The organism is Paenibacillus dendrobii (assembly GCF_009807035.1).
Lineage (GTDB): Bacteria > Bacillota > Bacilli > Paenibacillales > Paenibacillaceae > Paenibacillus_AQ > Paenibacillus_AQ dendrobii.
Genome location: NZ_WUBI01000005.1, coordinates 266784 through 289187, shown reverse-complemented (window position 1 = coordinate 289187; position 22404 = coordinate 266784). Strand labels below are relative to the sequence as shown.

The 22404-nt window shown below is 51.2% G+C and carries 17 protein-coding genes; 12 read left to right on the top strand and 5 right to left on the bottom strand.

Annotated features, from left to right (window positions below; genetic code table 11):
* Positions 1 to 34 precede the first annotated feature (34 nt).
* Positions 35 to 778, bottom strand: coding sequence for an SDR family NAD(P)-dependent oxidoreductase (locus GRF59_RS25480; protein WP_160500544.1), 744 nt, complete (start codon positions 776 to 778; stop codon positions 35 to 37).
* Positions 779 to 1004: 226 nt separating this feature from the next.
* Here GRF59_RS25480 and GRF59_RS25475 point away from each other — a divergent pair, with 226 nt between their 5' ends.
* From GRF59_RS25475 to GRF59_RS25440, 8 genes are all read left to right on the top strand, one after another.
* Positions 1005 to 1550, top strand: coding sequence for a glutathione peroxidase (locus tag GRF59_RS25475; protein ID WP_160500543.1), 546 nt, complete (start codon positions 1005 to 1007; stop codon positions 1548 to 1550).
* A gap of 181 nt (positions 1551 to 1731) precedes the next feature.
* On the top strand, positions 1732 to 3396 hold the full coding sequence (locus GRF59_RS25470) for an extracellular solute-binding protein (protein ID WP_341480140.1): 1665 nt from the start codon (positions 1732 to 1734) through the stop codon (positions 3394 to 3396).
* Positions 3397 to 3546: 150 nt separating this feature from the next.
* The gene (locus GRF59_RS25465; RefSeq protein ID WP_202128864.1) at positions 3547 to 4452 is read left to right on the top strand and encodes an ABC transporter permease; all 906 of its coding nucleotides are present in this window, start codon (positions 3547 to 3549) and stop codon (positions 4450 to 4452) included.
* Positions 4453 to 4473: 21 nt separating this feature from the next.
* Complete coding sequence (locus GRF59_RS25460) at positions 4474 to 5352, top strand: carbohydrate ABC transporter permease (RefSeq protein WP_160500542.1); 879 nt, start codon at positions 4474 to 4476, stop codon at positions 5350 to 5352.
* A 39-nt stretch (positions 5353 to 5391) separates the two neighbouring features.
* Positions 5392 to 7122 carry a sensor histidine kinase gene (locus GRF59_RS25455; protein ID WP_160500541.1) on the top strand — a complete coding sequence of 577 codons (1731 nt, stop codon included), beginning with the start codon at positions 5392 to 5394 and terminating at the stop codon, positions 7120 to 7122.
* A gap of 16 nt (positions 7123 to 7138) precedes the next feature.
* On the top strand, positions 7139 to 8806 hold the full coding sequence (locus GRF59_RS25450) for a response regulator (RefSeq protein ID WP_160500540.1): 1668 nt from the start codon (positions 7139 to 7141) through the stop codon (positions 8804 to 8806).
* A gap of 84 nt (positions 8807 to 8890) precedes the next feature.
* Positions 8891 to 10168, top strand: coding sequence for a Gfo/Idh/MocA family oxidoreductase (locus GRF59_RS25445; RefSeq protein WP_160500539.1), 1278 nt, complete (start codon positions 8891 to 8893; stop codon positions 10166 to 10168).
* A 330-nt stretch (positions 10169 to 10498) separates the two neighbouring features.
* Positions 10499 to 13648, top strand: coding sequence for a PAS domain S-box protein (locus GRF59_RS25440; protein WP_160500538.1), 3150 nt, complete (start codon positions 10499 to 10501; stop codon positions 13646 to 13648).
* A 267-nt stretch (positions 13649 to 13915) separates the two neighbouring features.
* Here the strand turns inward: GRF59_RS25440 and GRF59_RS25435 are convergent, their stop codons facing one another.
* Positions 13916 to 14389: a helical membrane plugin domain-containing protein gene (locus GRF59_RS25435; RefSeq protein WP_160500537.1), complete on the bottom strand. Its 474-nt coding sequence runs from the start codon at positions 14387 to 14389 to the stop codon at positions 13916 to 13918.
* An 18-nt stretch (positions 14390 to 14407) separates the two neighbouring features.
* A complete protein-coding gene (fdhF, locus tag GRF59_RS25430; RefSeq protein WP_423802985.1) occupies positions 14408 to 17323 on the bottom strand; it encodes a formate dehydrogenase subunit alpha in 2916 nt (971 codons plus the stop codon).
* Between the two features lie 372 nt (positions 17324 to 17695).
* Here fdhF and GRF59_RS25425 point away from each other — a divergent pair, with 372 nt between their 5' ends.
* From GRF59_RS25425 to GRF59_RS25410, 4 genes are all read left to right on the top strand, one after another.
* Positions 17696 to 18037 (top strand): Na-translocating system protein MpsC family protein, encoded by a 342-nt coding sequence (locus GRF59_RS25425; RefSeq protein WP_160500535.1) that lies wholly within the window; start codon positions 17696 to 17698, stop codon positions 18035 to 18037.
* 12 nt (positions 18038 to 18049) lie between these two features.
* Positions 18050 to 18886 carry a formate dehydrogenase accessory sulfurtransferase FdhD gene (gene fdhD / locus GRF59_RS25420; protein WP_160500534.1) on the top strand — a complete coding sequence of 279 codons (837 nt, stop codon included), beginning with the start codon at positions 18050 to 18052 and terminating at the stop codon, positions 18884 to 18886.
* Positions 18887 to 19016: 130 nt separating this feature from the next.
* Positions 19017 to 20030: a GTP 3',8-cyclase MoaA gene (gene moaA, locus GRF59_RS25415; protein ID WP_160500533.1), complete on the top strand. Its 1014-nt coding sequence runs from the start codon at positions 19017 to 19019 to the stop codon at positions 20028 to 20030.
* Positions 20031 to 20336: 306 nt separating this feature from the next.
* Positions 20337 to 21152, top strand: coding sequence for a formate/nitrite transporter family protein (locus GRF59_RS25410; RefSeq protein ID WP_160500532.1), 816 nt, complete (start codon positions 20337 to 20339; stop codon positions 21150 to 21152).
* Here GRF59_RS25410 and GRF59_RS25405 read toward each other — a convergent pair.
* Together GRF59_RS25405 and GRF59_RS25400 are read right to left on the bottom strand one after the other, a co-directional pair.
* On the bottom strand, positions 21149 to 22039 hold the full coding sequence (locus GRF59_RS25405) for a LysR family transcriptional regulator (protein ID WP_160500531.1): 891 nt from the start codon (positions 22037 to 22039) through the stop codon (positions 21149 to 21151). The two genes, GRF59_RS25410 and GRF59_RS25405, sit on opposite strands and share 4 nt — an antisense overlap.
* A gap of 91 nt (positions 22040 to 22130) precedes the next feature.
* On the bottom strand, positions 22131 to 22343 hold the full coding sequence (locus GRF59_RS25400; protein WP_160500530.1) for a helix-turn-helix transcriptional regulator: 213 nt from the start codon (positions 22341 to 22343) through the stop codon (positions 22131 to 22133).
* Positions 22344 to 22404 lie beyond the last annotated feature (61 nt).

Here is a 22404-nt window from a genome sequence, read left to right as displayed (position 1 = left end):
AGCCTTTGGCTGAATAACGGACGCTTCTTGCATGTTACTGGGCCGTATACCCGCCATCGACCATCAGGCTGCTTCCCACAACGAAGGAGGAATCGTCGCTGGCCAGGAACAGGACCGCTTTGGCGACCTCTTCGGCACTCCCGAGGCGACCGATCGGGTGCAGGTCAACAAGCTTCTGCTTCGCCTCGGGCGGCAAGGCCTTGAGCAGCGGCGTATCAATGTATCCAGGGCAAACCGCATTCACGCGAATGCCGCGGCTGGCGTATTGGATGCCAAGCGTCTGGGTCAGCATCACGACGCCTCCTTTGGAGGAACCATATGCCGTTACGCCGGCCTTCGCCGCATGTCCGTGGATCGAAGCCGTGTTGATGATTGAGCCGCCGGTGCCTTGCTTCAGCATTTGTACCAGCGCATATTTATCGGACAGGAATACGCCCGTCAAGTTGACATCGAGCGTACGCTGCCATTTCTCAAGCGAGAGCGAATCCGCCGGATCATCATTGGCTACGCCGGCATTGGCGAACATGATATCGAGCTGGCCGTAGGTATGCACGGTGCGTTCGATCAGCGCTTCGATATCCTTTTCCACCGTCACGTCCACCTTTACATAAATGGCGCGGTGACCGTCCTCCTGAAGCCGGTCAGCGACTTCCTGTCCTGCTTCAGAAAAATCCGCAATGACCACGTTCGCCCCCTCCTGTGCGAACAAGCGGGCAGTGGCTTGTCCGATCCCGCTGGCTCCGCCGGTAATAATGGCTGTTTTGCCGGATAATTTCATGGATCAACTCTCCTTTAATAGATGAATAAGCTTCAAACGGCAAACATTCTACTGGACGTTAAACTTCGTTTATATAGTACCCATTTTTCTAAAAATATCCTGAAACATCTCTGAGTTGCATTCGGGAATGAGGTGTGTTACATTTTGATTGTACACAATTTAATTAAGTGAAATATAAATGACGCCTGCTTATTGTCACCAGGTGAAAACAACGGAGGTTCTAGAGATGAGCGTATATTCATTCAAGGCCAAAAGTATCCGTGGCGAAGAAAAGGAATTGTCACAATATAAAGGCAGCGTACTTCTGATCGTAAACACGGCGAGCGAATGCGGATTTACCGTCCAGTATGCCGATCTTCAGAAGCTGTACGAAAAATATAAGGATCGCGGATTGACGATTCTCGGATTTCCTTCCAACCAGTTCGGAGGTCAAGAACCGGGAAGCAATGATGAGGTCAGCACGTTTTGCCAGATCAATTACGGCGTGACGTTCCCGCTTTTTGAAAAAGTGGATGTTCGCGGCGCGGACAAGCATCCGCTGTTCGGCTACCTGGATGAGCAGGCTCCGTTCAAGGGCTTTGACATGGACAACTCGGAAGCTAAAATGCTGTCGGCGTTCATCCAGAAGGAACAGCCTGAACTGCTGGAGGGGAATGATATCAAGTGGAACTTCACCAAATTCCTGATTGACCGTCAAGGAAAAGTGGTTGAGCGCTTTGAATCTCCGGTAGATCCGCTTGACATGGAAAAGGCCGTCGAAGCTTTGTTGTAATCATTCATATGCATTTCGGATAAGAAAACCTGAAGCGATTAATCTGCTTCGGGTTTTTTGGCGTTCCGCAACAGTTGTATATGGAAGTAAAGACCGGTATATAGCCCGATGTTGTAAACGCTACCTATAATGAGAATAGAAGCAAACAAGATCATGTCATTCAAAATTAGGAGGGCCAGACGTGCATAAAGTACGGAAAATGGGATTGATTCTTACACTTATCTTGAGTCTCGGCATGACGGCATGCAGCACCAAAACGGCGGAAACGAAGCAGCCGGCGGAGAACGCCGCAGCAGAGAAGCCGGAGGTATCGAAGGATCAAGGCGTTTTGGAGATTTCGACGGTACGCGCGCAGGACCCGTATTTGAAGTTCGACGAAGGGGAGAGCTTTGACAAGAACGCCGTGTACGATGCATACGAGAAAGACATTGGCGTCAAAATTACGAACCAGTGGGTCGTGGACGGTACCGTGGATGGACCGCAGTTTCAGGAGAAGCTGAAGATGGCGATCACGACCAACGACATTCCCGATTTCTTCCCGGCAACGCCAGCGCAGGTGCAGCAGTTGATCGAAGCGGATATGATTCAGGATCTGTCCGGCGTATATGATCAATACGCAAGCGACGAAACCAAGGAGTTCATGCAGAAGGACGGCGGCCTGCAGATGAAGTCGGGTACTTTCGACGGCAAGCTGATGGCGATTCCGCAGACGGGCAACCCGTTTGCTCCGCAGCTGGTGTGGATCCGCTCCGATTGGATGAAGAAGCTGAACCTGCCTGAACCGAAAACGATGCAGGACCTGATGAACATCATGGAAGCCTTCGCCACGAAGGATCCCGGCGGAACGGGCAAGTCCTACGGTATCGCGCTGAACAAAAAACTCGACGAAGGGGCGCTGGGGCTGGTCGGCTTCATGAACGGCTACCATGCCTACCTGAATCAGTGGATGGATGACGGCAAAGGCGGCCTGATGAACAGCGACATTCAGCCGGAGATGAAAGAAGCGCTCCGCGGACTGCAGGACATGTTCAAAAAAGGCATGATCGATCCGGAATTCGCGGTCAAGGACATGCAGAAAGAATCGGAACTTATTTTCAGCAATAAGATTGGTGTGCTGTACGGCGCCGAATGGACCCCTGCTCATCTGGCGCAAGCAGCCGTGAAGGACGGCAAAGTGGTGCAGGATTGGAGCGTATACCGCTTGCCGTCCATTGACAGTACCGAAGCTTCAACGCAGATTGAGCTGGGAACGGGCAGCTACTACGTCGTATCCAAAAAAGCGAAACATCCGGAAGCGCTGATCAAGCTGCTTAATCAATGGATTGCCACAGACAACCATCCGACTCCGGAGCAAAAGGTATATGAATACGGCAAAGATCTTAAGGAAAAAGGCAATAACTACTGGCTCTTGAATCCGGTGATGGCATTCAACCTGTCGAGCAACAACGGGGAAGTACTGCCGAAGGCCATTGAGACGAAGGATGCGAGCCTGGCGGTGACGAAGGACCAAAAAACCCGCTATGAACGTGCCATGAAATACGTGAACGGAGAAGACATCAGCATGTGGTGGGAGTATCTCATTTCCGGGCCTAACGGAGCGGTGTCGAATATTCCGTATCTGAAGGAGCATAACCTGTTCCACCAAAACAAGTTTTACGGTGCCCCAACACCGACCATGGTCGAGAAACGCGAGATTCTAAACCGTAAACGCGACGAAATTTTTATGAAAATCATTATGAATCAGGTATCCATCGATGAGTTCGACAAGTTCGTTGCCGAGTGGAAGAAGCTTGGCGGGGACGATATCACGAAGGAAGTTAACGATTGGTACGCCAAAAGCAAATAATCGGATGTTCCGTATCTGAATTCGAATTTGAATTTGAATGAAAAGAATCATGGCTTAATCAGGAATAACTCTAAGTTACGCCGCACGCGGGGAATCGAACTGCTTCGATTCCCCCGTTTTTCTAATTTGACTCAAGGCAGGCGATGCATAATGGTTCAATTGACACGCAGAATGAGACGGGAATGGCCGCTGCATATCATGCTCATTCCCGGACTCGCCTTCATCATTATATTCAGCTATGTCCCAATGGTAGGCATACTGATGGCATTCGAGAAATACATCCCGACAAAAGGCCTGTTCGGTTCTCCGATGGTCGGGTGGAAGAATTTTAAGTTCCTGATGGATTATCCGGATATCAGCCGGATCGTATTCAATACGTTGTACATCGCTACGATGAAAATTATCGCGGGCCTGATCGTGCCGATCACGGTTGCGATTCTATTAAACGAACTGCGCAAAGAATGGGTGAAGCGCACGTTCCAGACGATGGTTTATCTGCCTCACTTCTTGTCCTGGGTTCTGCTGAGCGGAATCGTGATCGACGTGCTGTCTCCCTCGACAGGCATATTGAACGAAATTCTCGGACTGGTCGGCATCAAGCCGGTATTCTTCCTTGGCGATAACCAATGGTTTCCGTACATTATGGTCATCACGGATGTGTGGAAAGAATTCGGCTTTGGCACGATCATTTACCTGGCGGCACTTACCAATATTAACCCGTCCTTGTATGAAGCCTCGGAAATCGACGGCGCAGGCCGCTGGAAACAAACCCTTCATATCACTCTGCCCGGCATGATGCCGATTATCGTGCTGATGCTGACTCTGAATATCGGGAACGTTTTGAACGCGGGATTCGACCAGATTTTCAATCTGTACAGTCCGCAGGTGTACGAAAGCGGGGATGTCATCGATACCTTCGTCTACCGGATGGGCATCGAGCAGGCGCAATACGGATTCGCCACGGCGGTCGGATTGCTGAAGTCCATCGTTTCGTTCATTTTAATTTCCGCTTCTTATGTGCTCGCCTATCGCGTCGCCAATTATCGCATTTTCTAGCAAAGGAGAACGGTCATACTTATGAAAAAGTCATTGGGCAGACGACTGTTTCTGGGCTGCAACTTCGTGTTTCTTGCGCTGCTGTCTTGCTTATGTCTGATGCCGATCATCCATATCTTAGCGATCTCATTCAGCTCGGGCACAGCCGCATCGGCTGGCAAGGTGGTGCTGTGGCCCGTGGAATTCACCCCGGCAGCGTATCAGAACGTGTTTGGCAAACCGGAGTACTTGAGGGCTTTTTGGGTAACGATCCAGCGGGTTGTGCTGGGGACGGCGATAAGCATGTTCCTCACCATCCTGACGGCGTATCCGCTCTCCAAAGAAAGCAGCCAGTTCGGCATGCGCACCTTTTACGCTTGGATTTTTGTATTCACCATTCTGTTTAACGGAGGACTTATTCCGTGGTATATGACCGTCAAAGCGGTGGGACTCATCGATACGATCTGGGCTTTGGTGCTTCCTGGCGCGGTGCAGGTATTCAATATCATTCTGCTGCTGAACTTCTACCGCAATCTGCCGAAGGAATTGGAGGAATCCTCCAAAATCGACGGAGCCGGCCATTTCACGACGCTGTGGAGAATCTATGCGCCGCTTTCCTTGCCGGCACTCGTGACCACGGGATTGTTCACCATTGTCTGGCACTGGAACAGCTGGTTTGACGGCATGATTCTGATGAATCACCCTGACGGCTATCCGCTGCAGACCTTTCTGCAGTCGATTATCATCAAAATGGACCTTCGATTCCTCAAGTCCCAGGACATCGAGCTGATGCAGAAGCTGTCCGACCGGACGAGCAAGGCCGCGCAGATCTTCGTCGCCGCTTTTCCGATCCTGGTGATCTATCCGGTTCTGCAGAGATTCTTCATTAAAGGAATTGTGATGGGGAGTGTCAAAGAATAATAGTTCCGCGCCGATCATCTCATCTTGGGGGAACGTACCATGAAGCTGTTATTTCGACTGAAAGACTCCTCAATTTTTATGAAAATGATGGCTGTGTTCCTGAGCGTGCTGCTCCCTCTCATGATGATCACCTGGTTTATCAATGAGAGGGGGGCAAGCAGCATCCAGACGGAAATCTCGCGTTCCACGCTCAATACGGCAAGCTTCTATCTGGATTCGCTGGATAAGGAAGTCGAGCGCATCTCGCAGTATTTGCCCAATTACGTGACGGACAGCGACTTGATGGAGCTGGCGGCGATCGGGACGGATATGACGTATTATGAACGGGCGCAAAGCATCACGCTCATCCAAAAGCGGCTTGATCTCATGAAAAACTCCAGTCCGTTCATCCGCGAAGCGAAAGCTTATGTCCCCTTGATCCAACGTACACTGCTCAGCGTCAAATACGAGACGGGACTCAGTGAGGAAGAATATGCAGCGATGCAGCACGGCGGTCCTTATTACAATGATCCGTTCATTTATTGGAAAGACCGTCTGTTTCTGACCATGTCTTACCCCGCGAATACGTTCAAGAGTCCGCTGTATGTTGTTGGAGTCGAACTGTCCACGGATAAGATCAGGGAGGCGCTGCGGCAGATTACCGGGTCGCTCAGCGGCGAGAGCATGCTGCTGAACTTGGAGCGCGGCTGGGTGATACGCAGCAATGACAATTCCGAATTGCAGGAGTCGCTCCAGGCCTTCATTCAGAAGAAGCAGCTTGCGGATGTAAAACAGGGATACGACATGGTTCACTTTGGAAGCGAACGTTATCTTACCGTGTTCAAATACTCGGAGGTATGGAAGACGTATTTAATCACGTGTATCCCGGAGAAGGCCGTGCTCGGACCGATCCATACGTACCGTCAGTGGTTTTGGTGGGCTTGCGCTCTTGCGATTGTCGTGGGAACGTTTTTTTCATATTCGCTGATCAAGCTGATGTACCGCCCCCTCATGCGGCTGATTCATGGCTTTAAACGCGTGCAAAAGCTGGAACTGATACCGGTTCCCATCGACCGCAGACGCGATGAATTCGGATATCTGTACCAAGCCTTCAATGATACAGTTTATTCGCTTAAAACGCTGATCGAGCAAAATTATGAGCAGCAGATACGTAATCAGCGTTCGGAGCTCAAGCGGCTGCAGTCGCAGATCAACCCGCATTTCCTGTATAACTGTTTTTTCGTATTATGCCGGCTGATCAAGTCCGACAATAAGGATAAGGCCTACCAATTTTGCCTATACATCGGCGAATATTTTCAATTTATTACCCGCGACGACGAGGATGTGATCCCGCTTGGGCTGGAGGTAAAGCATTCGCGTACCTATCTCGACATGCAGACCATCTGTTACGGCGACCGCATCCGTGTCCGGTTTGACGTCGAGGAGCTTCCGCTTCAGGTGCCACGATTGATCCTGCAGCCGATCATCGAAAATGCCTACAAGCATGGTTTCGGCGGAATGGCCGGCCCTGGGGAACTAATCGTCACCGGCTTGATGGAAGAGGCAAGGTACACGATTTGTGTGGAGGATAACGGCAACAATCTGGATGACGATAAACTGGAGCAATTGCGTGCGAAGTTAACCCATTCGGCTGACCGCATGGAAGAGACGACGGGGCTTATCAACGTGCATCGGCGGATTGAATTGCACTATGGTGCGGAATACGGTCTTGAAGTTTCGCGATCTTCGCTTGGCGGACTCAAAGTATTTATACATCTTGGCGTTGAATAAGGAGGAACCGAAAGCTATGCGCAGGCTGCTTATCGTAGACGATCTGCCTATCATTGTAGACGGGCTGCTGGAATTGTTTCAGGCGACGGAGCATTTGGAATTGGAAGTGCTGAAAGCGTATTCGGGAGAAGAAGCGCTGCAGGTCATGCGCAGAACTTCGGTGGATATCGTCATATCCGACATTAAAATGCCAGGCCTCGAGGGCATCGAGCTGCTGCAGGTCATTCAGACGGATTGGCCTTCCTGCAAGGTGATTTTCCTCACCGGATACAATGATTTCCAATATATCCGCAGCGCCATGGCATGTGGCGGCTTCGATTATATATTGAAGGTGGAGAGCGACGAAAAGATTATCCTCTCCGTCGAACGCGCCATTGCCAAACTTGATGAAGAGGGCGGGCAGCTTAAGATGCTGGAGCGCGCCAACAAGCGGATGCGTGAGGCGCTGCCGCTGCTGCAGAAGGAGTATCTGTGGGAGCTGCTTCAGGGCAAGCAGGAGGCAGCGCATCATCTGGCACGCCATCTGGAGGAGTTAGGCATTCCTTTGCAGGCCGATCGTCAGGTACTGCTGCTGCTCGGGCGGGTGGATACCTGGAAGGAGTCATTTACGCCGCTCGACAAAACGCTGTTGCTGTACGGCGTTCAGAACATTGCCGAAGAGTATGCAGGTGCAGGTATGCAGTGCTACTCCTGCGTATATGACGGGTCCCGTATCGTGTGGCTGCTTCAGCCGCGGGAAACCGGTGTACTGGAAGCTGCGGCATGGAAAGAGGGGTATTCGCATATCAGTGCCATGCTGGAGAACATTCAGCAGACATGCATGCGGCTGCTGCGCGTGTCGGTCTCGTTCGCCCTGGGCAGCGAACCAACGGATTGGGCCGCGATCTCGGAGCGCTTCCATATGCTGAAATACTGCTTCATTTACGGCAACGGCCTGTCTCCCGCCGTGATCGTAACCGACTCGGACTTGCTCAAGCTGCAGGAAAGCGGGGCGGAGACGAACGATTATTGCTACCATACCCGCCTGCAGCTGCTCCAGCAATGCCTGGAGAACAATCACAGGGAGGAATTCAACAAGCTGTACCTGCATCTAACGGGGATATGGACGCTGAATTCCCAAGCCTATGGACGCAAGATGGAGCTGTACCATTCGATGGCATCCATTTTTCTTTCCTGCATCGACCAGCATGAATCCTTCCGGCAGACTGTTCATGAAAAATTCGACATAGCGCTTCTTTATCATAAGGAAGAAACCATTCCGTGGCCGGATGTAAAGCAGTATTTCTGGAGTATGGCCGATTGCTTTTTCACGCGGCAGGCTGCGGAGGGCGGGCAAGTGCCTGCCGATCTGGTCAAAAAGGTGCACCGGTTTATCGAGGAGCATTTGGCCCATGATATATCGCTGATCGCCATCGCGGATCACATCGGTTTGAATCCTTCCTATTTCTCGCGTTTGTATAAGCAGCTGACAGGGATGGGATTATCCGATTACATCAACGATTACCGGAACCTTAAAGCGAAGGAATGGCTGCTGAATAGTCCGATGAAGGTGAATGAAATCGCCGCGGCTCTCGGTTATAATTCGGCCTTGGCTTTCATTCGCTTTTTCAAGAAGCAAAATCAGGCGACACCCCAGGAATACCGGCTGCAACGCCAAACGGGGGAAGTCAAGAACAGTATATGAATGTATCGAATAGTCTCTTTCGGCTCCGCTGCCAGGTGACGTACAATCAGGGCAAGTATTCACCATGACGAGGAGGAACGTAAAGTGAAGACAGTAACTGCCGTACTGCTGGGAGCAGGCAGCAGAGGACGATACATCTATGGTCCTTATGCGGAGAAGCATCCTGATGAATTGAAAATTGTGGCGGTCGCGGAGCCAAACGCGGAGCGCAGGGAACGTACAGCCGCGATTCATGACATCGCGCCCGAACAAGTATATGCCTCATGGGAGCAGGCCTTCGAAAAGGGGCGGATTGCGGATGCCATGATTATCAGCACCCTCGATCGCCTGCATTTCGAGCCTGCGATGAAAGCATTGGAGCTGGGGTATCATATCCTGCTGGAGAAGCCGATGTCGCCCGTAGCCGAAGAATGTGTCCGCATCGAGCAGGCTGCGCTGGCCCATCGGCGGGTGCTAACCGTCAGCCATGTGCTCCGGTATTCGCCTTTCTGGTCCGGCATCAAACGCTGCATCGAGGCCGGAGAGGTCGGCATGATTGCGACGATCCAGCATTCGGAGTATGTGGGCTACCGCCATATGACGCATAGCTATGTGAGGGGCAATTGGCGGAATTCGTCCGAATCGAGCCCGATGGTTCTGGCCAAATCATGTCATGATCTGGACATCATCTCCTGGCTGATGGAACAGCCATGTACCCGCGTCAGCTCGTTCGGGTCCCTGCTGCATTTCCGGGAAGTGCATGCGCCGGAAGGTTCTACGGACCGCTGCACGGACGGCTGCCCGGTCGAACGCACCTGCGCTTTCTCGGCGCTTAAGCTGTACAACCAGCCTCCGGAACACCCGTGGGCGCGTTACATCACGTCCGACCTGTCGCCGGAAGGGATTATGAAGGCTTTGAAGGAAGGACCGTTTGGCCGCTGCGTGTACCGCTGCGATAACAATGTGGTCGATCATCAGATCGTCAATATGGAGTTTGCAGGCGGAGCCAACGCGACCTTTACGCTGTCGGCTTTTGCGGAGCAGGAAGTCAGGAGTGTCCGCATTATGGGAACGAAGGGCGAAATCTACGGCAATATGGAAGACGGAAGCTATACGCTGATACGCTTCGCCACTGGTGAACGGAGCGAGTTTCATTGCGGCATCACAGGGGACGGGCACGGCGGCGGCGATGACCGCATGGTCGCCGATTTCCTGCATCAAGTTCGGGAGCATGACCGCGATGCCGGACCGGGATTAACCTCGGCAACCGCTTCCCTGCAGAGCCACTTAATCGCCTTTGCCGCAGAGGAATCACGGCTTCAGGGAGGCTTGTCTATCAAACTGAGCGACATGGTGCAGCGGGTGGCGGTTCAGCCTTCCTGAATATAAGTATATGATGAGATATAAAATCCGCTTCGATGACTCCGGTCGTGAAGCGGATTTTTCATATATAATAGATATCATCAATCCGTACGGGAAAGCCCCGAGGCTTTAGGCCTGTTTTCTCCGGATCATGACAAAAACGGTTTAAAAGCCCGGAATCTGGGTTAATCAGCTATTGAGCCCGTTCAAATACATCTCACTTTGTTTGTTGTTCATATGCGGCAAGCAGCCTGGGATCCTTTGAGTGAGGCTTTCGTTTTGTAATGAATATATGTATTGTCGCTTTTCTTAAGGTCGCAACATGCTTGGTTTTGGAAGGGAGGACCGGCAGTGGGTTACGTGCTTAATTTTATTCAACAGCTTTATCGGCATGCTTCGGTTCCGCTGGCAGCCGTTTCGGTGGATACCGGGCAATGGATTGCTGCCAGCACCGTCTATACCGCTATGCTTGGATATACTGAAGCAGAGCTGTTGTCCATGACGGAGGCGGATATTACACATCCCGACGATGACAAATGGGCTTCTCCAAGGCGTCTGGCCGAGCTTCTGCATCATTCACCAGATGAAAGCATCCAAATGGAGAAACGTTATATACATAAAAATGGACATGAAGTGCGGGTACATCTTCGAGTTTCACTGGCGAAGACAGGACAAGACGGAGATGCCGGTTATCTGGTCCAGGAAGCGACAGTTCTGCCGGAGATACCGATCAAACAGGACGCCCATGATAACGAGCCGGATTTTCAAAGTCTATTCGATAAAAATGCGGATATTCTTTTTTCCGCCAGCAGTGCGGATGGCATTCTTGAGGGCGTATCTCCATCCGTGAAGCGGATCCTCGGATATGGGCAGGACGAAATGAAGGGCCATCACCGTGCGGAGTTTTACCACCCGGAAGATGCTGCCGACATGATCACGGGCGAACGTCTGTATTCAAGCGACGGTACCATTACTCGGCGGGTTCGGCATAAGGATGGACATTATCTATGGCTCGAAACGTCATTTCAGATTCTGCGTGATCCGGCGGGGAACATCGTACGGGTCCTGACTTTAGGGCGTGATGTGACGGACCGGGTGGTTATGCAGAAGAGACTGCAGCAAAGCGAGCAGAATTACAAGCTCATCATGGATTATTCGCTGGACTTCATTTCCCGCCATAAAGTCAATGATGAGCTTACCTTCATCTATGCTTCTCCCGTGTGCCGGGCTTTGCTTGGCTACGAGCCGGAGGAGTTGGAGGGCACTGCCGCACGCGGCTATATTCATCCTGAGGACGTCAAGATGGTAAGAAGCCATCTGATGTCCGCCTTGCGGGTGGAGGCGCCGGAGGCTTTCGTTTTCCGCTTCCGCTGCAAGGACGGTTCTTACATCTGGTTCGAGACCAACAGCCGCTATACGTATAATGCGCAAGGGAAAGTAGAGGAGGTCATCTCGATTTCCCGCGATATCACGGAGCGCAAACAGATTGATCTGAAGTTGGAAGAATATAAATCGTTGTTTGATTATAATCCGGCAGGCGTCGCTTCGCTTGATCTGGACGGCAACCTGCTGACGGCCAACCGCGGGCAGGAAATATTATGCGGCTACACGGAGCAAGAGATGGTGAATAACCATTTCACTCCCTTGATCGATCCGGTTGATGTGGAGAAGACGGCGTACCATTTCAGTCTTGCGGCCAAGGGCGTACCACAGTCTTATGAGACCGGCCTGCGTCACCGGGACGGTCACCGGATTGAAGTCAGTGTCATTAACGTGCCGATTATTTTGCATGGTGAAATCGTAGGCGTCTTCGGGATTACTAGCGATATCACAGACAGCAAACGGTACGTCGAGCAAATTGAGAAGCTCAGCTATGAGCATTCCCTCATCCTCAATTCGGTTTCCGAGGGCATATTCGGGGTCGATCTGGAAGGGAAGGCGGGGTTCATGAACCCGGCCGGTGCCAAAATGCTCGGATTTAGCGCCGGAGAATGGATCGGGCAATCCTTTCTATGCACGCTCCAACAGACGCGGGCGGATGGAAGCCAATATCTGCCTGGTGAATCGCCGTTGATGCGGGCTGTTCGTGAAGGTATTGCACTCTACAAGGAGGAGTCGGTATTCTGGCGACAGGATGGCTCAAGCTTTCTCGCATCATATCGCGTGACCCCGCTTTTTGATAAAGGCGAGCGGATGGGGGCCGTTATCGTATTCAACGATATTACGAACGAAAAGCAAATCATTAGGGCTAAGGAATCCGCAGAGCGTGCCGATAAAGCCAAGTCCGAGTTTATGGCTATCATGAGCCACGAACTGAGAACGCCGATGAACGGCATTATCGGGATGATTGAGCTGCTTGCGGAGTCGCAGCTGGATGAGGAGCAGCAAAGTTATACGGATATCATCCGCCAAAGCAGCGATGCGCTGCTGCATATTCTGAATGAGATTCTTGATTTCAGCAAAATAGAAGCAGGGAAGATGGTCCTGAGCGAAGATCCGATTCAAATTCGTTCCGTTCTGGGCGGGGTTACGGAACTGTTCTCGGCCAAGGCAGCTGAAAAGAATTTGGAAATGAGCTGCCACGTTGCACCCGATATACCGGATATGATCCGGGGCGATGAGGGACGGCTGAGGCAGGTACTGATTAATCTGGTCGGCAATGCGATTAAATTTACCGATGCCGGGAAAGTCACCATATCCGTTCACATCGCTAATGATTCTCCTGAAAATGCATTGATTCTGGAATTTTTCGTTAAGGATACAGGAATCGGCATACCATCCGATAAGCTGGACCAGCTGTTCCAGTCCTTTTCCCAGCTCCACCCGGCTATCAACCGCAAATACGGAGGTACGGGTCTGGGCCTCTCCATTTGCAAGAAACTCGTCGAGCTGATGGGGGGAAGCATCGGGGTGATCCAGGAAGAAGAGGAGAGCTGGGGAAGCACCTTTTATTTTACACTCAAAACCGGAGCATGGACGTCACCAGTTACTAAAGTGGAAACTGAAGAGGAGATCTCTCCATCAGCAGAGCTAGAGCGTTCAAGGCCGATTCCTCAGGAAAATGACAAGGTATCTCTAAGCCGCCTGAAGCTGCCCGAGACAACTGTACCGCGTTGGGGTCTGCTGCGTATTTTGGTGGCTGATGATCATCCGGTTAACCGGCAGATCTTTTCGGCTATATTGAATAAGATGGGCTATCACCCTGATGTCGCGGTAAATGGAGCCGAGGCGCTCCGGGCATCAGAGAGCCAAAACTATGATCTGATTTTCATGGACGTCCAGATGCCGGTTCTGGATGGAATCGAGGCTGCGAAGTTGATTGGTGCCCGGCAACCAAGAGATGCGCAGCCCGTAATGATTGCCGTTACTGCTTTTGCTGATGCAAAGAACCGCAAGAGATGCCTGGACGCGGGCATGCAGGATGTATTGAGCAAGCCCGTTCTGGTGCCCGAACTGGAACGGATATTGGAGAAATGGAGCGGACATATCCATTCTCTATAAATCTATAAATCAAGCGCAAATTTAAGGTGCCTTGAAGGTTATTTTCATCTTATTTTAAGATAGGCCTCTTATAATAAAGCCATACCCCTTTTATAATATATTTGCTTGATGCCCTGGAGCCCGATGCTCCAGGGTCTGTTTTTTTATGTACAGGGAAATTTAACCTTCATCAAGATTGGTTTCATGAAAAAAAGGCAGATTCCGTTAATGGAATCTGCCTTTTTAGATTTCAAGCAGGGAGCAATGTGAATAGTGAATGCCGAAAGCTTATTCGCCGAGTCCTTTGCCCATCCCTTTGAGGAAACGCAGGCCGAAACCAATGGCACGGTTCACATCGGGATCTTTCAGGGCGCTCATCAGCGAGAAAACGCTCAGCTTTTTGTCATGCGGCTCGTTTGCTTCCTCCAGACCTTTAGCGACACTGCTAAGAAGCTTCGTGGTCTGATCCGGATCGATCGCGGACAAGGCACCAACCGCTGCAAGGCCATTATTGATCATATTCGTCATCTCAGGGCGATTGACCTGATGAAGGGCGATTTCGGCAATTTTCGCTTTTGCCTTCAGCATGGATTCGGCTGCTTCGAGGATGCCGCTGCCGTACAGCTCGCCCAGAACGGCCATCGCTTTTTCAATGGCCAGTTCATGTTCGGCAATGGAATCCTTGAGCTGGTCCAGCGACTGCTGTTTTAATTCTTCTTCGCTAAGTTCGCGTTTTTTAATGAAAGAAATGGGCTCAGCCATCTTTATACCACCTTTCCTTTAATCCACCAGGGAAACATAATCCGGACGGTTCCATTTGCGCTGAACCTCAACCCCATTTTGCGGATGCCGCTTTTTGTTACGAGGATTGCTGAGAGGAAGCGGATTGGCTCCCTTAATGTTCAGAATTTGCATCCGGACTTTCGTCTGTTTGTAGGCAGGGGTATGCGTACGGACATCCACCGCCCCTCCGGTCAAGAGATTGACTGCTGTTTCATGACTGGTGGAGTGCATTGGAACATACACTTCGTTGCGGTGTACCCGATCCGTCACCAATGCTTTCAGCTTGATGGCGCCGTAAGGCGATTCAAGGCGAACCAGCGATCCGCTCTCTAGGCCTCGTTCCGCAGCAAGTTCAGGAGAAATTTCCACGAAAACTTCCGGCAGCTTCAGGTTGATGCCATGCGACTTGTTGGTCATGTTGCCTTCATGGAACTGCTCCAGGAGACGTCCGTTATTCAGCACGAGATCGAATTCGGCCGGGAATTCCACCGGAGGAATGTAGTCAACCAGCGAGAAGCGGGCTTTCTTGTCCGGGAAATGGAATCCTTCAGTGTACAAGAGCGGCGTGCTCTCACCTGTTGGAGAACCCCAGGTAAAGCTGCCCCAGCCTTCCATTACTTCATAACTTGCTTTGCTGAAGAATGGCGTCAAGCTGGCCATTTCGGCAAAAATTTCGCTTGGATGGCTGTAGTTCCAATCAAAGCCTAGATGCTTCGCGAGCTGGGTCGTAATCCACCAGTCCGGCTTGGAATTGCCCATCGGTTTCATCACCTCGTACAAACGCTGAACACGGCGTTCCGTATTGGTGAAAGTACCGTCCTTCTCCAGAGAAGGCGCTGCCGGCAGAATAACGTCGGCAAACTGGGCTGTTTGAGACAGGAATACGTCCTGAACGACGAAGAAGTCCAGCTTGCTGAGCAGTTCATGCACATGGTTGGCATTGGAGTCGACCCAAGCCATATCTTCCCCGACCAGGTACATCCCCTTCAGTTCGCCGCGGTCCACGGCATCCAGCATTTGGATGTTATCCATACCGGGTTTCGGCGAGATACTTACACCATAAGCCTGTTCGAAACGCGAACGAGCTTCATCGTTCGAAACATGCTGGTATCCCGGCAGCCATGGCGGCAGCGTTCCCATGTCGCAAGCGCCTTGGACGTTGTTGTGGCCGCGGAGCGGATAAGCCCCTGCACCTGGACGCATGTAGTTGCCGGTTGCAAGCAGCAGGTTCGAAATGGCAGCGGAGGTGTGAGAACCCGCCACGTTTTGGGTGACGCCCATGCCCCAGCAGATGGCCGTTCCGTCTGCCTCATGAATCATGGTTGCGATCGAAATGAGCGTGTCCTTGGAAATGCCCGTTTCTTTTTCCGCATACTCCAGCGTGAATTTCTCAAGCAGGTGTGAATACTCACCGTACTGGTTAACATGCTGCTGTACGAAGGCTTCATCATGCCATCCTTGATCGATCATGTATTTCGTCACGGCACTCAGCCATACGAAATCGGTACCTTGTTTGGGACGAATAAAGAGATCCGAGCGTTCTGCCATTTCATGCTTCCGCAGATCGGCTACGATCAGCTTTTGTCCATGAAGCTTGTGGGCACGTTTGATGCGCGTAGCAAGAACCGGATGTCCTTCCGCAGGCGCACAGCCGATCAGAATGACAAGACCTGCGGCAGCGATATCCTTGATCGAACCGGCATCTCCGCCGATACCTACCGTGGACATCAAGCCATCCGATGCGGGCGATTGGCAGTAACGGGAGCAGTTATCGATATTGTTGGTTTCAAATGCTTGGCGTGCCAGCTTCTGAATCACGTAATTTTCTTCATTGGTGATCTTCGAGGAAGAAATGAATCCGAGCGCGTTCGAGCCGTATTCCTTCTTGATTCCGCCCAGACGTTCAGCAACGAGGGAGAGGGCTTCGTCCCATGAGGCTTCCACGAAAGCATCTCCCTGACGGATCAGTGGAGTAGTAATACGTTCTTCGCTATTCACGAAATCCCATCCGAATTTACCTTTGACGCAAGTGGAAATCGCATTGACCGGCGCGTCGTGGGAAGGCTGGACTTTCAGAATTTTGCGGCCTTTGGTCCATACTTCAAACGAGCAGCCGACGCCGCAGAACGTGCAGACCGTTTTGGTCTTGCGTGTTCTGGTGTCGCGCATCGCGGCTTCAATTTCGGAAATGGCAAAAATGCCGCTGTAGCCCGGCTCCACCTCTTTGACCAGATCGATCATGGGATCGAGAATCGGTTTGTCGATGGCCGTCATGAAGCCAGCTTCGCCGAGCATCGATTTTTCCATCAGCGCGTTACAAGGACAAATCGTTACGCATTGACCGCAGCTGACGCAGGAGGAATCGTTGATGGAGGTTCCGGCATCCCATTTTACGCGCGGAATGTCCGCCTCCCAGTCGATGGACAGCGTTTCGTTGACCTGAAGGTTCTGGCACACCTCGACGCATTGACCGCAAGCGATACATTGGTTGGGGTCATACCGGTAAAATGGATGGGACATATCGACTTCGGAGGAGTCCACTTTTGGCCGATACGGATATTTTTGATGTTCGATTTCCATCAGTTCAGCAGTGTTATGCACTTTGCAGTTGCCGTTGTTGTTGTCGCATACGGTGCAATACAGCAGGTGGTTTTCAAGAATCCGGTCCATGGCTTCCGTTTGTGCTTCTTTGGCCCGATCCGAAGAAAGCTTGATGTCCATCCCGTTTGCTGCTGGGGTGGAGCAAGCTCTTTTTAATTGTCCGTTAATTTCAACGATGCAGGTATCGCATGTTTGAATTGGATCCACTTCGGGTACATAACAAATTTGAGGGTGTTCAAGTCCGGCAAGGTTAATCGCCTCGAGTACCGTCATGCCCTCTTTGACTTCCACTTGCAGTCCGTTCAAAGCTATACTTACAGTTTCCTTGCTCACGTAATAACCTCATTTCCCCAATTTTTTCTCGATAACGGGCTGATTTACCAAAGCATAAGCGGATTGTCCGTAAAAAATTCCACAAACAAAAAAACTCCACTAAACCTGGACCGCTAGTTCTGGTGCGGCAGGTTGTAGTGGAGTAACCGATTAGCAATGGCCTACTAAACTGATCATTCCCGTTATTTTGTCAAAATCGTGTCTCGCCATGATTATACTACTTCCGTTTGAAAAAACAAGGTTGAATTATCCGTCCGATCAGAAACAGCGCTATAGATTTTTGAAAAATCGTCCTGTACATTGTTACTAGGATTTAGTATAGTGTTAAACTTGTAATGAGGTGATTGAGGGATGAAAAAGGAAGTTGCGTTTAACGACATCATCCGGAAAGTCAGAAAAGACACGTTCGGCAAAGGGCCTGAGCGCATTCATACGACCTTCGTCGAGAATATGGCGATCACCCGGATGTACGGGAATTTTACCCCTACGGAAAAGTTTATCGCACAAACGCCGGATGGCAAAAAAATGGTGCACAACGCCAGAACATATATGATCCAGGAAATATATAAAAACCAGGTTCCAGAAGGATTGGAAGAACTTTGCGGATCGAAGCTGGTTCATTTGTTTTCGGATATCAAAGTCGATGAGGATGTGGCCATATCCGTATTCATGTTTGAAAAAAATATAGATTAGGGATGAGGATCGATGAAATCTGTGACGAGGGAACAGGGGAATATCATCCGCTACGAGCAGGGGAAAGTCACCCAAAAAACGGATCTTGTTGTCACTGAGCATCCCGTAACGATCAAAATAAACGGCGAGGAATTCGCTACGCTGGTCTGCACGCCTGAATACATTGAAGATATGGCCATCGGCTATCTCGCATCGGAGGGAGTCATATCGGGTATCGATGAAATTCAGAAGCTGTGGGTACAAGAGGACGAAGGTTTCGTCCATGCCACCGTCAGCCGGTGGAGTCCGCTCCACAGCCAACTGTACAGCAAGCGGTACGTGACTTCCTGCTGCGGCGCAAGCCGTCAGGGATTCGTGTTTTTCAACGACGCCAAAACGGCGAAACGCTTGCATGATGTGCCGGTGGAACTATCCTTCGAGGACATCTTCCGTTTGGTCAAGGACATGCAAAATAACGCCGAAACCTTTAGCCAGACAGGCGGGGTACACAATGCGGCTTTATGTGACCGAAGCGGTATATTGCTGGAACGGATGGACATCGGCCGGCATAATGCACTTGATAAAATTTATGGTCACTGTTTGAAGCAGAACATACCGATGAACGATAAAATCATCGTCTTCAGCGGCAGAATTTCTTCCGAAATTCTCCTGAAGGTCGCGAAAATCGGCTGCGGCGTCATTCTCTCCAAATCGGCTCCGACCGAGCTGGCGCTGGAACTCGCCGGAAACTTGGGAATAACCGCTGTAGGCTTCGTTCGCGGAAGCTCCTGCAATGTGTACACCCACCCTCAGCGCATAACCGAATGCAAGGGGCTGTTTAACCACGATACGGCGGCGGATGCGGAGTAGCCGGGTGCATAAGGCATCCGGCTGTTCTTCTTACTGTGAGCATCTCCGCAAAGACTTTGGATTGGCATTCTTCCGCATAGGCTCCGCTTCGAGGGGGGCTATTTTTGCGCACAGAAATGGAGTGAGCATCATGGAAACCAATGATTATTACAAACGTGTGCTTCGAGACCTGCGGATTTCCGTGACGGACCGCTGCAATTTCCGGTGCCGTTATTGCATGCCGGAGGAGATTTTCAATAAGGATTATCCGTTCTTATCCCGCGACCATATTCTTTCCGTGGAAGAAACGATCCGGATCGCCCGGATTTTTGCGCGGCTTGGCGTACAGAAAATGCGGATAACAGGCGGTGAGCCCATTCTGCGCAAAGAGCTTCCAGAAATTATTGCTGGAATTTCCCAAATCGATGGGATTACGGATATTGCCCTCACGACCAACGGAAGCCTGCTCGCCAAGCAGGCATCCAAGCTGAAGGACGCAGGACTGATGCGCGTGGCGGTTAGCCTGGATGCTCTGGATGATGAGACGTTCATGAAGATGAACGGCGGCAAAGCTCGCGTACAGCAGGTGCTTGAAGGGATTGAGGCTGCGGCGGAAGCGGGGCTGCTGGTGAAGGTCAACATGGTCTTGCAAAAGGGCGTGAATGAGCACGCGCTGCTGCCCATGGTTCGCTATTTCCGCGAAAAGGGCCATATTCTGCGCATGATCGAATACATGGACGTGGGCAATACGAATGGCTGGGACTGGGAGCACGTGGTCAGCAAAAAGGAAATACTGGAGCGGATCGGAAAAGAATTTCCGCTAGAGCCCGTGGATCCCAATTATGCGGGGGAAGTGGCATCGCGCTTCCGTTTTCTGGACGGCAAAGGCGAGATCGGCGTCATTTCCTCCGTGAGCGACGCCTTTTGTTCAACTTGCACACGGGGCAGACTTTCGGCGGACGGCATGTTCTATACTTGCCTTTTTGCCACCAAAGGCCATGATCTGCGCAAACTGCTGCGTTCAGAGCCGGACGATGAGGCAATCATGGAAAAAATTGTGGCTATATGGGAAGGGCGACATGACCAATATTCGTTGGAACGCGGAACCACGAAAGAGGATCGCAGCGGGGGAGCCAAAGTCGAAATGTCCCGGATCGGCGGCTAATTTGCGTATATGGGTATGGGATTAATGCCAAAACATTGTGTCGATGTTCACAATGTTGACAAAAAAGCGACCTGTGTTATCATGTGTATGAAATGTCATAGCAATGGAGGGGCTGTAGGTGTTGCAGCTGCTCTATTGATTACTTGAACGTGTGATTGAGTTCGATGCTCCTATAGGAAACGGGTAGGAGAATTAACCGGCACAAATCCTTATTTTTTCGTGTTCTGGCGAAAAAATGGATTCGTGGCGGTTTTTTTGTTGTGTTTTGATGCAGAAAATTTGAAATGATTATGGAGGAATGATTTTATGTCATCGTTTTTCTCACCACAGCAAATTAAAGACATTGCTGTTGAAACCGGAGAAAAGAAGGCCAGATTGTCCCTGTCCGCCTTACTGGTACTGGGCTTTTTGGCAGGAGCGTTCATCGCTCTTGGCTTTCTGCTGGATATCCGCGTCATCGGCACCGCGCCGAAGGAATGGGGCTCCGTGGCGGGTTTCCTTGGCGCCGCCGTGTTCCCTGTGGGACTGATCCTGACCGTGCTTGCAGGCGGGGAACTTCTGACAGGCAATATGATGACGCTGCCGATGGCTTGGTTTGCGCGTAAAATCGGTTTTGGTTCCGTGCTGAAAAACTGGATCCTGGTCACCGTTGCGAACTTCGTCGGCGCGGTATTCGTCGCTTATTTCTTCGGGCATATCGTCGGTTTGACCGAGGGGGCGTTCCTTGCCAAAACGGTCGCCATTGCGAATGCCAAGATCGGGGATTCGTTCGGACAGGCGTTCGTGTCTGCTATCGGCTGCAATTGGCTCGTATGTCTTGCTGTATGGCTCGCCTACGGGGCGAAGGACTTTTCCGGTAAAATCGCCGGCATCTGGTTCCCGGTTATGGCGTTCGTGGCCATCGGCTTCCAGCACGTTGTGGCGAATATGTTCGTCATTCCGGCCGCAATTTTCGCAGGGCAAATGACTTGGGGACAATACTTCCCGAACTTTAGCGCCGTATTCCTCGGCAACCTGGTCGGCGGAGCGTTGTTCGTAGCCGGAGCCTATTTCGTCGCTTACCGCCAGCCTGCCGGCTCGGCTGCCCTTCCAAAGCAACAGGAAAGCCAGAAATCCGCTTAAAGGGACTGCACGTTTTGAGTTAACGCCTGTATAAACTTCAGCACCGCCATGACAGCCGGTTCATCCTTGCTTTGCAGCAGGGAGAGATCCCGGCTGATCTGCATTCCCCGGATGGGAACCTCACGCAGCTCGCCGCTTTCGAGTTCCTTGCGGACGACCCAGCGCGACAGCAATGCAATTCCCAGACCGCAGGCTGCGGCTTCCTTGACTCCCTGGCTGCTGTTAAACACAAAACTGCGCTTGACGGACAATCCTCCATCCTGAATCAATCTGTCGCTGTATGTTCGCGTGCCCGATCCCGTCTCCCGCATCACCCATATTTGCCCCTGAAGCTGGCTTAAGTCCACGGCTTTTCCGGAGGAGAGCGGATGATCCGGGGAGGCAATCAGGACCATCTCGTCTTTCATAAAGGTGGTGACCTGAAGATCTTTGGCATCTACCTGTCCTTCAACCAGACCGATATGGAATCGTCCCGCACGGATATCCTGCAAAATATTGTCCGAATTGCTGATATGGACCTGCACGTCCACAAGCGGATATTGCTGGGCATACTCCGCAAGCACTCTCGGCAAAATATATTCCCCGATTGTAAAGCTGGCTCCCATCGACAAGGAACCGGTAACTTCATCCCTTAACATATGTATATCCTGCTTCGCTTCTTCGTACAGAGCAAGAATCTGCTGCGCTTTACCGAATAAGATTTCACCGGCTTCCGTTAGTTTGACAAGCTTTGGAGTGCGATGCATCAGTTTGGCTCCCAGCTCATTTTCCAGATTGCGGATGTGCAGGCTCACGCCCGGCTGTGACAGATTAAGCAGCTTTGCGGCCTGGGAGAAATTCCGCTGTTCGGCCACCGTAACAAACACTTTTAATGTATCCGTAATCATGATGCTTACCTCCGGTAATCTGCGGGGTTTGACTTCAGGGTCTCATCCCTAGATCCTTTTTTTGTTTTTTGGTTCACTTTCGTGATCAAGCTTATTCCTTCGCATTCCCTCCTGAATCTACCCAAAACAGATCATCGAGTTTCCGGTTCAGGGCATAGCAAATGTCCAGGCATAATTTTAATGATGGATTGTACGTTCCCTTTTCGATTAGACTGATGGTTTGGCGGGTTACGCCGGTTTTGTCTGCCAGCTGCTGCTGAGTTAGACCTGCTTGAACACGCGCTAATTTGACTCGGTTCATCAAAGAGAATGGGCACCTCCTAATACGTGTATTGTAACATATATATTACATTATGTGATTTATA